At 73.1% G+C, this 11,712-nt stretch carries 11 protein-coding genes and 1 tRNA gene; 7 read left to right on the forward strand and 5 right to left on the reverse strand.

Going from position 1 to position 11,712, the window contains the following annotated elements; translation table 11 throughout:
* Nucleotides 1-33: 33 nt before the first annotated feature.
* The 3 genes from ASE25_RS05635 to ASE25_RS05645 are packed head-to-tail and all read right to left on the reverse strand — an operon-like array spanning nt 34 to nt 2,882.
* The gene (locus tag ASE25_RS05635) at nt 34-1,470 is read right to left on the reverse strand and encodes a PP2C family serine/threonine-protein phosphatase (protein ID WP_056780544.1); all 1,437 of its coding nucleotides are present in this window, start codon (nt 1,468-1,470) and stop codon (nt 34-36) included.
* Between the two features lie 4 nt (nt 1,471-1,474).
* Nucleotides 1,475-2,047, reverse strand: a complete 573-nt coding sequence (locus tag ASE25_RS05640; protein ID WP_056780547.1) for an FHA domain-containing protein — start codon at nt 2,045-2,047, stop codon at nt 1,475-1,477.
* A 49-nt stretch (nt 2,048-2,096) separates the two neighbouring features.
* Nucleotides 2,097-2,882 carry a DUF3662 and FHA domain-containing protein gene (locus ASE25_RS05645; RefSeq protein WP_056823447.1) on the reverse strand — a complete coding sequence of 262 codons (786 nt, stop codon included), beginning with the start codon at nt 2,880-2,882 and terminating at the stop codon, nt 2,097-2,099.
* A gap of 222 nt (nt 2,883-3,104) precedes the next feature.
* Between ASE25_RS05645 and ASE25_RS05650 the strand changes: the two genes are divergently transcribed.
* The 6 genes from ASE25_RS05650 (at nt 3,105) to ASE25_RS05675 (ending at nt 8,665) form a co-directional block, all read left to right on the forward strand.
* Nucleotides 3,105-4,700, forward strand: a complete 1,596-nt coding sequence (locus tag ASE25_RS05650) for a hypothetical protein (protein ID WP_056823450.1) — start codon at nt 3,105-3,107, stop codon at nt 4,698-4,700.
* Nucleotides 4,701-4,731: 31 nt separating this feature from the next.
* Nucleotides 4,732-5,556, forward strand: a complete 825-nt coding sequence (locus tag ASE25_RS05655) for an NAD(P)-dependent oxidoreductase (protein WP_056823453.1) — start codon at nt 4,732-4,734, stop codon at nt 5,554-5,556.
* A 206-nt stretch (nt 5,557-5,762) separates the two neighbouring features.
* Nucleotides 5,763-5,845, forward strand: a tRNA-Leu gene (locus ASE25_RS05660).
* A 321-nt stretch (nt 5,846-6,166) separates the two neighbouring features.
* Nucleotides 6,167-6,586, forward strand: a complete 420-nt coding sequence (locus tag ASE25_RS05665) for a hypothetical protein (RefSeq protein WP_056823456.1) — start codon at nt 6,167-6,169, stop codon at nt 6,584-6,586.
* 342 nt (nt 6,587-6,928) lie between these two features.
* Nucleotides 6,929-7,930: a serine/threonine-protein kinase gene (locus tag ASE25_RS05670; RefSeq protein ID WP_082620043.1), complete on the forward strand. Its 1,002-nt coding sequence runs from the start codon at nt 6,929-6,931 to the stop codon at nt 7,928-7,930.
* 84 nt (nt 7,931-8,014) lie between these two features.
* On the forward strand, nt 8,015-8,665 hold the full coding sequence (locus ASE25_RS05675; RefSeq protein ID WP_056823459.1) for an LON peptidase substrate-binding domain-containing protein: 651 nt from the start codon (nt 8,015-8,017) through the stop codon (nt 8,663-8,665).
* A 254-nt stretch (nt 8,666-8,919) separates the two neighbouring features.
* Here the strand turns inward: ASE25_RS05675 and ASE25_RS05680 are convergent, their stop codons facing one another.
* The gene (locus ASE25_RS05680; protein WP_056780563.1) at nt 8,920-9,627 is read right to left on the reverse strand and encodes a M50 family metallopeptidase; all 708 of its coding nucleotides are present in this window, start codon (nt 9,625-9,627) and stop codon (nt 8,920-8,922) included.
* 141 nt (nt 9,628-9,768) lie between these two features.
* Here ASE25_RS05680 and ASE25_RS05685 point away from each other — a divergent pair, with 141 nt between their 5' ends.
* A complete protein-coding gene (locus tag ASE25_RS05685; RefSeq protein WP_056823461.1) occupies nt 9,769-10,614 on the forward strand; it encodes a hypothetical protein in 846 nt (281 codons plus the stop codon).
* 56 nt (nt 10,615-10,670) lie between these two features.
* On the opposite strand, the gene ASE25_RS05690 is transcribed toward ASE25_RS05685, so the two are convergent.
* Nucleotides 10,671-11,606, reverse strand: coding sequence for a 2-dehydropantoate 2-reductase (locus ASE25_RS05690; RefSeq protein WP_056823465.1), 936 nt, complete (start codon nt 11,604-11,606; stop codon nt 10,671-10,673).
* Nucleotides 11,607-11,712: the final 106 nt, after the last annotated feature.

Raw genomic sequence — 11,712 nt, forward strand, 5'->3', positions numbered from 1 at the left:
GCGTCCGCGGGGTGAGGGGCTCGACGGTCGTCGTCACGCGAGGCTCCCCAGGGGTGCCACGAGGCGGACGGCGGGCGCGGCCACGGCCGGCGGCGTCGTGATCGACGGGTTCGGGCGCGACGTCGACGGCCGCGGGATCGGCAGCGTCGTGCTCGGGCTCGGCGTCGTCGGGGGTGTCGTGGGCACCGGCGTCGGTGTCGGCGACGTGCCGCACGGCGTGCCGGTGGCGGCGAGGCGCTGGCAGCGCTCCGCCTCGCCGCGCAACGCAGCGACCTTGACGAGTGCGTCGGCGAGGTCGCGCGCGGGGATCGTGTTGCCGACCGAGGCCTGGACGTCGCTCGGCAGGTCGGAGACAAGGACGTCGGACGGCGACTCGACGTGGGAGAGGCTGATCGGTCCGAGGTCCTGGGAGACGCCGCGGAAGATCGCGACGTGCGCTCCGTCGGTCGCGACGTAGTACTGCTTCTGCGACCAGGCCCAGGCGGCATACCCGCCGCCGACGAGGATCGCAGCGACGACGATGACGCCGATGGTGCGCAGCACGATCTTGGAGCGGCGCGAGCGCGTGTGGTCCTCGGCGAGCTCGAGCGAGTCGTCGTCGGGCTCGGCGCGGCCCGTGGCCTCGCGCGACAGGGCGGCGGCCTTCTCGGCAGGGCTCGTCGGGATCGCACGGGTGCGGCCCCGCATCCGCTTGCCGGCGGCGCCGACGACCTGGGGCACGGTGGTGGGCAGGTCGTCACCGTCGGCGTCGACGACCTCGGCGACGATGACCGTGACGTTGTCGCGGGTGCTGGCCTTGAGGGCGACCTCGATGCACCGGTCGGCGGCCTCGTCGGGCGTGCGCGCCTCACGGAGGATCTCCTCGATGACGTCGGCGCCGACGAAGTCGGACAGGCCGTCGGAGCAGAGCAGGAAGCGGTCGCCGATCTTGGCCTCGCGCAGCGAGGTGTCGGGCTCGTCGTCGGGCTGGCCGGTCATGACCCGGGTCACGACCGAGCGCTGCGGGTGGTGGCCGGCGTCCTCCTTGGAGATGCGGCCCTCGTCGATGAGCTGCTGGACGAAGGAGTGGTCCTTCGTGATCTGCGAGAACGTGTCGCCGCGGAGCATGAACGCCCGCGAGTCGCCGATGTGCGCCATGGCGAGCTTGTTGCCGGTGCGCAGCATGACGATGGTCGTGCTGCCCATGCCGGCGAGGTCGGCGTTCTCCCGCATCGCCTTGGTGAGCTTGGCGTTCGCCGCGTGGAGGGCCTCCTCCAGGAGCGGGATCGCCTGGTCGGCGGTCACGTCCTCCTCGTCGAGCGGGGCGAGCTCGCCGACGATCATCGAGCTGGCGACGTCGCCTGCGGCGTGGCCGCCCATGCCGTCGGCGAGCACGAGCAGGTTGGGCCCGGCATACCCCGAGTCCTCGTTGCGGGACTTGGGTCCCAGGCCGAGGTCGGAGCGCGCGGCATAGCGCAGAGCGATGGCCATCCGGTCAGCCTCGCAGTTCGAGGACGGTCTTGCCGATCCGCAGGGTGGTGCCGATCTCGACGGGTCGCGCCCCGGTCAGCCGGTCACGTCCGATGAAGGTGCCGTTCGTCGAGCCGAGGTCCTCGACGACCCAGCCGTCGCGGCCCGACGGGTCGGGATGGATGCGGCAGTGGCGGCCCGAGGCGTAGTCGTCGTCGAGGACGAGGGCGCACTCGGGGTTGCGCCCGATGAGGATGCCGCCGCTGCGCAGGGGCAGCGACGTCCCGGTCAGGGGGCCCTCGGTGACGACGAGCGTCGTCGGGTTGCCCTTGCCGCGGCGACCCTTGCGAGCGGGCGCCTCGGGGGTGACGGCGGCGGCACCCGCCGCGCCGGCACCGACGGCCGCCGGGGAAGGCGTACGTCTCGGGGCCGCCTTGCGGTCCTGCTTCGCGGCCTGCTTGAGCGCCTTGCGCTGCCCGCGACGGCTCACCGCCGTGCCGTAGATGTCGGTGCGCAGCACGCCGACGACGCTGAAGATGAAGATCCACAGCAGCGCGAGCAGACCCAGCCGCAGCAGGGTCAGGGTGAGTTCACTCATGCGTCACCAGATGTCATCAGCGGAGGGCCGTCCAAGGGGGTCATCGCGCTCACCGGCGTCCGGCGCGGAAGGTCGCGGACGTGCGGCCGATCGTCAGGCGGTCGCCGTCCTGGAGCCGCTGGCTCGAGACGCGCTCGCCGTTGACGAAGGTGCCGTTGGTGGAGTTGAGGTCGCGGATCGAGGTCACGAGGTGCGGGCCGTCGGTCGTCACGCGGATCTCGCTGTGGCGGCGGGACACCCCGGGGTCGTCGATGACGATGTCGGCGGTCTCGTCGCGGCCGAGCGTCGTCAGGCTGCCGAGGAGGGGGTAGCGGTCGCCGCCGATGTCGAGCCACGGACGGGCGGACGGGTTGGAGCGGGGTGCCGGGCGGTGGACCGGGGCCTCGTCGATGGCCGTGCCGTTGGTGGTCTGCGGCCGCGGTGCGGCCGGGGCCGGCTCGCGGGCGGCGGACTCGCGCCCGGCCTGCTTGGCGGTGGCCGGGCGCACGCGGAAGACACCGGTCTCGAGCCCCTCGCCCTCGACGAGCGCGACCTCGAGGGGGCCGCCGGGCTGGTAGCCCTGCGAGTCGGCGTGCTCCTGCGCCGCGGCGACGAGGTCGTCGGACAGGTCGTCCTCATAGTCGCCGAGCCGCTCGTAGTCGGTCTGGCTCAGCTCGATCGTGTAGAGGTTGGGCACCATGGCCCGGCCGTGGCCGAGCAGCGCCGCCCGGTCGTCCATGGCGCGGCGGATCGCCGAGGCGATCTCGACGGGCTGCACCTCGGACTTGAACGCCTTGGCGAAGGCACCGTGGACAGCCTTGGCGAGACCGTGCTCGACACGGTTGATGATTCCCACGCCGTCTCCTCCTCCTTGGTGAGCGCTCCTGTCGGGCGCTTCATCGTAACCGGGTCAGCACCCCGAGCCTCCAACCGACAGTCGGCGCGGGGTGCCGCGAAACGTCCGTTTCGCCCCCGTGAGCCCCGGTCGGCGGGTTTGATGTGCGACGGAAGCATGGGACGATCACCCGGGGTCCCGCGGCGGGTTCCCGCACGTGGTTAGGCCAGCAAGGAGCGCTCGATGAGCAAGGACGAGACCGGAAACACCGAGAGCCAGGGCATCCCCGGCTTCTCGGCGAACAACTCCATCCCGGGTGGTTTCGCCCTTCCCATCCCGACGGCGACCGCCGGCGCGGCCCAGCCCGACGAGGCGCCGGCCGACCCGTGGAGCTCGACGTGGGAGGACACCTCCTGGCAGACCGGCGACACCGGTGCCATCCCGACCGTCGCCGCCGGCGACGCAGCATCGGCCTCCGACGACTGGACCGCCTCCTATGAGTACGGCGGCGAGAGCGCCGCCGGCGACGCCCACGAGCTGAACGGCCACGCCCAGAACGGCTCGACCCAGAGCGCCTCGGACACGTCCGGCGCCTCCGGCGCGACGAACTCGTGGACCGACTGGCACCCCTCCGACCCCGGTACCGCCGAGTGGCCGGCCGCGAGCAGCGACGAGCCCGAGGAGACGTACACCGGGTGGACCCCGGCGGGGGCGAGCCTCGCGGACTACGCGGCGGGCACCGTGCCCGGTCCCTCGGCCGCGGCGTCCACCGACCACTCCGCGGCGCAGGAGGCGTATGCCGCCCGGCCGGCCGTCGACCCCGACGTGGCCGCCGCGGCTGCCGAGCTCGGCCACGACGTCGAGTCCCCTGCGGAGCCGTCCTACGACCTGACCCCCGCGGCGCGCACCGGCAACTCCGACCGCCCGAGCGCCGAGGACCTCATCACGGCCCGGTCGAAGGGTGAGCGCCAGAAGGTCAAGGCCAACTCCGGCCTGCGCAAGGCGTTCGGCCTCGGCCCGAGCGTCAAGGAGATGCTCGAGCGCGACCGCATCGACCGGATCGCCCGCCCGCTCAACGGCCGCAAGACGATCATGGTCATCAACACCAAGGGCGGCGGCGGCAAGACCCTCGTCACGCTGATGCTCGCGAGCTACCTCGGCCGCTACCGCTCGGGCTCGGTGCTCGCGTGGGACAACAACGAGACCGAGGGCACCCTCGGCATGCGCGCACCGTCGCAGAGCCACCACCGCACGGTCGTCGACCTGCTCGGTGCCCTGCCGACGATCGCCAACGACCCCAACGCCGGCACGTCCGAGCTCGAGCACTGGGTGCGCGAGCAGCGGGGCCTGAGCTTCGACGTGCTGGCCTCGGCCGACGACGACGAGGCGATGCGCATCATCGGTGAGTCGGAGTTCGAGAACCTCCACACGCAGCTCTCGCGCTTCTACCGGATGATCGTCGTCGACACCGGCAACAACCGTCTGTCGCCGAACTGGCTCGCGGCCGCAGCCCGCGCCGACATGCTCGTCTTCGCGACGTCGCTCAAGGACGACACGTCGGTCGTCGCGGCCAAGAACCTCGACGCGCTCGTCGCGATGGGCCGGGGCGACCTCGTGCGCAACGCCGTCTGCGTCATCTCGCACACGTCGGCCAAGGGCAACGACGTCGGCGCCGGCGTGCACACCCGCGAGCACTTCGAGCAGTGGGTGCGCGCGGTCGTCGACATCCCCTACGACCCGATGCTCGCACCGGGCCTGCACCTCGACCCGCTGAAGATCAGCCCCAAGACGCACCAGTCGTGCATGGAGATGGCTGCCGTCGTCGTCGACGGCCTCTGACGCTTGTCGCCCGGTCGGGGAGGCTGCTGACGTGGCCCTCATCGCGCTGACCGGAGCCGCCGGGCGCATCGCGACGGCGCTGCGCCCGCGACTGCGCGCGGCCGGCCACCGGCTCGTCCTCTGCGACGGCCTCGGGGTCGTCGTCCGCGACGTCGACACCGCGACCGAGCGAGCCGTGGAGTGCGACCTGCGCGACGTCGACGGCCACGCGGCGGCGTTCGCCGGCGCCGACCTCGTCGTGCACCTCGGCGCACACTCCGACGAGCGGTCCTGGGCCGAGATCCTCGCCGTCAACATCGACGGCACGCACGCCGTGTGCGAGGCGGCGCAGCGGGCGGGGGTGACGAGGATGCTCCTCGCGAGCTCGGTGCACGCGGCCGGCTACGTGCCGGTGGACTCGCCGGGTGCCGCCGAGGGCATGCCGCTCCCGGCGCCCGACACGTACTACGGCGTCAGCAAGGCGGCGCTCGAGGCGCTCGGTGGGTTGTATGCCGGCCGCTTCGCGATGACGGTCGTCAGCGCCCGGATCATGACCTCCGACGACGCGCCGGGCGGCCCGCGCTCGCTCCAGTCGTGGCTTTCCCCCGACGACATGGCGCGGCTCGTGCTCGCGACGCTGACGACGTCGGCCGGTGGTCACCACGTCGTGTGGGGCGTCTCGCGCAACACGCGGCGCCGGGTCGACCTGGCGCCCGGACTCGCGATCGGCTTCGACCCGCAGGACGACGCGGAGGCGTATGCCGCGGGCGTCGAGCAGCGCGACCCGAGCCGTCCGCCCGGGGTGCTCGGAGGTGGTTTCGCCACGCCCGACTACCGGCTGGGCGAGCCGCACGGCGGCGCCCGGTCCCGCTCCTGAGCAGCACGCGCGCTTTGGTGTGCGTGATGGTCCTGCCTCCGGTGGCGTGATCACCCCACCGGACGCAGGACCATCACGCCTTCCATCGGCCGTCGCACGACCGTCCTCGACGGTCTGGAAGGGACGTTCGCGGAGCAGGTGGCCGGCTGAGCGTGGGCCCGGTTTGGCGATAGCGGGCCTCATACAGCACACTGTCTGCTTGTCACGCGCGAGTGGCGGAATGGCAGACGCGCTGGCTTCAGGTGCCAGTGTCCGAAAGGGCGTGGGGGTTCAAATCCCCCCTCGCGCACGCGTGAAGACGAGGGCCCCGACCTATGTGGTCGGGGCCCTTCGTGCTGTCTGGGGCCCTCGTCTTCACGCGTATGGAACAGGCGGATTTGGGAGGAGCCGGAGCGAAGCGGAGGCGACGGTTCCCCCCTCGCGCCGAGATCTGCCACAACACCAGACGAATTCGGTATCTGACCGCCATATCGAGCGTCTGCCTGTCACCCGGCTCGATCAGCTCCGGTCACGGCCCGACGGAATCCCCGAAGGCCCGGCGCCCCCAGGAGCGATCGCGGTCCATGGCGCGGCCGTGCGGGGTCGACTCTCCACGTGAAAGGAGCGCCACATGTCCAGTCAGTCCTCCACCAGCACTCGACTCGGTCGTCGCTCAGCCGCTGCGCTCGGCACCTCCGCTCTCGTCTGTCTGGCCGTCGCCGGGCCGGTCCTCGCCTCCGAGCGACCCGATCCGGTCTCCGGTTCGCAGCCCTCGTCCGTGTCGACGAGCTGCGGCTACGTCGGTGGCGGGTCCGTCGTGTCCTGCACCGACGCGTCGTCTGCATCCTCTGCGTCCTCCGCTTCCGGCGCGGGATCGGCGAACTCCGCCGAGCAGGGCACATCCGCCGTCGTCGCACCCGTGTCGCGCCGGATCGTCCTGCCCACGCCCCAGCCGTCCGACCTGCCCGTGGTCGGTCTCGGCGTCGCCGCAGCGGTCGTCGTCGCGGGTGGCCTCCTCATCGCCTCGACGAACCGGCGCCGTCCCGCCTGACCCTGCGTGACCCCGCGTGGCACCGCCTGGTCGCCCCGCCTGATCGCCTCGCTCGACCCGTCGTCCCATGAACCCACCCAGGCCACGTCGACGACCGACCCGGCCCGGCGGCATACGCCATCGTGTGTCGCCGGGCCCCGGGCGTACGCCCGCAAAACGGGTGTTCGAGGCGCTGACCCGAGGGGTATGTAGGCGGGAGCCGTGCCCGGGGGCACGGTTCAGCAGAGACCAAACCCGTGAATGTTCAATCATCGCCGGGTCCCGTACCATGACCGCTGACGAAGGCCCCTGAGATGTCAACTGACGTGCACCTTCAGACCGAAAGGCCCCGGTGCCACTGACATGAACCGCCTGCAGGAAGGGTTCGTGCTCGGCGACCGCTACCACCTGGTGAGCCGCATCGCCTCCGGTGGCATGGCCGACGTCTGGGCCGGCACCGACTCGGTGCTGCGGCGCGAGGTCGCGGTCAAGGTCATGCGTCCCGACGCCGACCACGAGCGGCTCTTCGCGCTCCGCTTCCGCGACGAGGCTGTCCACTCCGCGGCGCTGCTGCACACGAACATCGCGACGGTCTTCGACTACGGCGAGGACCAGGGTCTCGCCTTTCTCGTCATGGAGCTCGTCTCCGGTGAGCCGCTCTCGGCCGTGCTCAACCAGCGCGGCCCGCTGCCTCCAGCCGAGGTCCGCTCGATCATGGGCCAGGCCGCGCTCGCGCTCGGCGTCGCCCACGAGGCCCGCGTCGTGCACCGCGACATCAAGCCGGCCAACATCATGGTCCGCGAGGACGGCCTCGTGAAGCTCACCGACTTCGGCATCGCGCGCGCCCTCGACGCGTCCGGGCACACCCAGCACGGCGAGATGCTCGGCACGCCCAACTACATCAGCCCCGAGCAGGCCCTCGGCCATGCGGCCACGGGCGCGAGCGACCTCTACGCCCTCGGCGTCGTCGGCCACGAGATGCTCGTGGGCAAGCGCCCCTTCGACCGCGGCACCCCCATCGCCACGGCCCTGAGCCACGTCAACGAGCCGCCCCCGCCGCTGCCCGACGACGTCCCCGAGGACCTGCGCGACCTCATCGCCGAGTGTCTCGAGAAGGACCCCGAGAAGCGTCCGGCCAACGCCGCCGCCGTGGCGGTCCGCCTCGGCCTCGGCGACCAAGAGCTGCGCGGTCTGGCCCTGGGTCTCGCGACGGCCATCAACGGTTCGCCCGCCGAGATGCTCGACGAGGTGGAGGAGCTCCACGGCGAGGTCCGCGACCCGGGACAGCGCACCGGCTCGGGCCCGGCCGTGACCGCCGACCAGCTCGGCGCCACCCAGGCCATGCCGTCCGGAGTCCGCGACTGAGCGTCGGGACCGAGCGCCCCACCGGGCACCCAGGGCTCGACAGCCCACCTGCCACGGTCGCCGTTCCGACCTAGTCTGGCTTCCATGGCGACCCTGCCGCTCTTCCCACTCGGCACCGTGCTCATGCCCGGTGCGCGGATGCCGCTGCAGATCTTCGAACCGCGCTACGTCCAGCTGCTCAAGGACCTGCTCGACGGCCAGGACGAGCGTCTGCCCGTCTTCGGGGTCATCGCGATCCGCGAGGGCTTCGAGGTCGGTGACGACGGTGTGCGCGCCCTGCACCCCGTCGGCTGCGGTGCCCTGCTGGTCCAAGCGGCAGCCCTGGAGGGCGAGCGCTTCCTCGCCGTCTCGGAGGGCACCGACCGCTTCCGCCTCGACGCGATCGACGAGTCCGCCGGCACCCCGTACACCACGGCCCGCATCACGTGGCTGCCCGAGCCCGACGGTGACGTCCCGGCCATCACCGTCCTCGCGGCGCGGCTGCGCGCCGAGCTCACCGCCTTCGCTGCGGCCACCGGAGCCGAGCCGGAGCTCCCCACCGAGGACCGGTCCCTGGCGTATGCCGTGCCGGACACCGTGAGCCTCGACGTGGCCGACCGCCAGCGCCTCCTCGCGAGCAGCGACACGGAGTCCCGCCTGCGCCTCGGCATCCGGCTCGTCCGGCGCGAGCGGGAGTTCGCATCCGCGCTGGGCGCGGTGGGCCGGGCGCCGATCCCGCCCTTCAGCCTGAACTGACGCGAACCGACGCGACGCGAACCGACGCGACGCGAACCGACGCGACGCGCCGCAGCGCGACGACGCGTTCGAGGGCGGCCCAGCCCGACGGCATACCTGGGTCCCCCTGTATATGCCGCCGGGCCGCTGCCGCGGTCATCCATGCACCGGATGCGGCGTGCCCCCGAGGTGGTTCGGGTGGCTCCCCCTGGCCCCACCCGAGCACCGCTTACCCATTTCTCGGTGCGTCGATCGTCGGTGCCGCCGTCCACCGCTCAGCGCAGGGTGGCGACGACCTCGGCGGTGACGACCCACGTCGCGAGAGCGCACATGACGACGAACGAGACGTTCCAGACGGAACGGGGCAGGTGGGTCAGTGAGGCGAGGACCCCGGGGTCGCTGCCGCTGCTCCGGTCCTGGAGCACGGCCACGAGGTGGCGCCACGCGCCGATGACGAGGACGACGCCGAGTCCGACGAGGACCTGGGTCTGGAGCGCGTCGTCGCGCCACCACCACAGCGCCGCCGAGCCGGCGATGGCGACGGCCATGACGACGACGGTGAGCGCCGAGCGGACCCGGACGAGGGCGAAGAGCAGGACGGCCAAGCCGGCCGTGACGACCGGGGCCGCCCAGCCGCGCTCGGCCGCCCACACCATCGCGGCGCCGAGCAGCGCCGGCATCGGGTAGCCGGCCCACGTCGACGCGACGCGACCGGCGCCGCGCACGGGGCCCCGGGTCACGGCGTGGCCGGACATGTCGCCCCGGAGGACGAAGCCGGTGAACTGGCGGCCGACGAGCACCCCGACGACGGCGTGACCGAGCTCGTGCACGAGGGTGACGGCGAGCCGGACGACCCGCCAGAGGGGCTCGACGGCGACGAGCACGAGCGCGACGCCGAGGACGACGAGCAGGCGAGGCGCCGCCAGGGCGACGTCGCCCGTCGCCGGGACGACCCGCTCGCGCACTGCCTCGAACCACTCCACGGACGCAGAACCTAGCCGACGCCCATGTGGGCGCCCGAGGCAGCGTCCCGTTGGGTACGGGATGAGGAGTCGCGCGTGAGGCGCCGGCTAGCGAACGCTCTCGGGGCGACAGGACGGACGGTTCACGGCACCATGCAAGACATGCGTCAGGGGTCCCTCGTCCGCGCACCCGGTCGGCACCGAGCCACCGGCGCGAGCGCGTCCCGCGGCCGTCGGCCCGCGTGGCTCGGCGCCGTGGTCCTCACCGTCCTGGCCGTCGTGGTCCCGCTCTGGCTGTGGCAGGCCCGACCGTTCGACTCGCGGCACGGCTTCGGCGTCGACTCGCCGCCCGCGGGCATCGGCGCCGCCCAGGCCCCGCTCGGCGCCCCGCCGACGATGCCCGGCGGCACGGGCGGCTACACGTTCATGCGGATGCAGGCGAACGGCACGGACCCGGTGGCCTACGACCCCTGCCGGCCGATCCACTTCACGACGAGCACCGTCGGCCTGCCGCCGAGCGGCGACGCCCTCGTGCGCGAGGCCGTGGCGACGATGTCGGAGGCGAGCGGGCTGCGCTTCGTCGACGACGGCCTGACCGACGAGGCGCCGGCGCCCGAGCGCGACCCGTACCAGCCGGACCGCTACGGCGACCGCTGGGCGCCCGTCTACATCGCGTTCGCGACGCCCGACCAGATCCCGCGGCTCGCGGGCGGCACCGTCGGGCTCGGCGGGAGCACGCCGCGCGCGGCCGGGGACGGGGCCCTCGTCTACGTCACCGGCTCCGTCTGGCTCGATGCCAAGGCCATGGACGACCTGCTCGCGGCGGGTCGCCGGGACTCCGCGCGGGCCGTCGTCGAGCACGAGATCGGTCACGTCCTCGGGCTCAACCACGTCTCCGACGGGTCGCAGCTGATGTCGCTGACGGGCGGCGCCGGTGCCGGACCGGCCGACGGGGACCGGCGCGGGCTGGCGATCCTCGGCCGCGGGGTGTGCCGCCCCGACCTCTGACCGTCACGACCGCGCCGCGCCCGCCGAGGGCGTACGCCAGGGGCGGGGTCCCGGGGTCAGCCGAGCAGCGCTCCCGGGTGGCGTGACGTGAGCACCTCGAGGAGCAGCCGGTGCAGCGGGACGTCGACACCCGACTCGCCGGCGAGGCGCACGACGGCGCCCGTCCATGCGTCGAGCTCCGACGGCCGGCCCTCGAGCAGGTCGCGCTGGAGCGAGGTCGTCGCGTCGGCCGGCTGGTCGTCGACGAACGCCATCGTGCCCGCGACGACGCGCTCGGGCAGGCGTATGCCGCGGGCCCGGGCCAGCGTCTCCACCTCCCGCATCGCGTCCTGCAGGAGCGCGCGACGGGGCGGCTGCGAGCGGAGCTCGCCGATGGTCGCGTCGAGGGCGGCACCGAGCCCACCGAAGGGCACGACGAAGAGCATCTTCGACCACAGCTCGGCCCAGATGTCGTCGGGCACCGGCGAGACGGCGCCGGACCCCGTGATGGCCTCGCGCAGCCGCGTGACGCGGTCGGAGGCGGCGCCGGGAGCGGCCGACCACTCGTCGAAGGCCAGCGAGGCCGGACCGCCGGCGTGCGTGATGCGGCCGGGGCCGTCGATGAACGCGAAGATCTTGGCGATGCCGGGCAGCACGGCGGCGCGTCCGACGACGCCGGCGACCTGGTCGGGCGCCTCGACGCCGTTCTGGGTCGTGACGACGGCGGTGTCGGGGCCCACGAGGGAGGGCAGCGACGCGAGGACCGGTGGGAGCTGCCACGTCTTGACGGCGAGCAGGACCACGTCGACCACCCCGATCGAGGCCACGTCGTCGGTGACCTGTGCCGGCTCGACGGTGACGTCGCCGGCGACGCTCGTCACGACGAGGCCGTGGTCGCGGATGGCCTCGAGATGGGCACCGCGCGCGACGAACGTGACGTCGTGCCCGGACGCCGCGAGGCGCCCGCCGAAGTAGCCGCCGATCCCGCCCGTGCCCAGCACCGCGATGCGCATGACCGCCCCCTCCTCGTCGCCCGGATCGGCTCGTCGGGCCGTGCATCGGCCCCGAGCACGAGCCCTCGACACCATCATCGCGCCCGGGCCGGTCCCGGAGGTAGCG

Origin of the sequence: Terrabacter sp. Root85 (assembly GCF_001429185.1) — a bacterium.
Classification (GTDB): domain Bacteria; phylum Actinomycetota; class Actinomycetes; order Actinomycetales; family Dermatophilaceae; genus Terrabacter.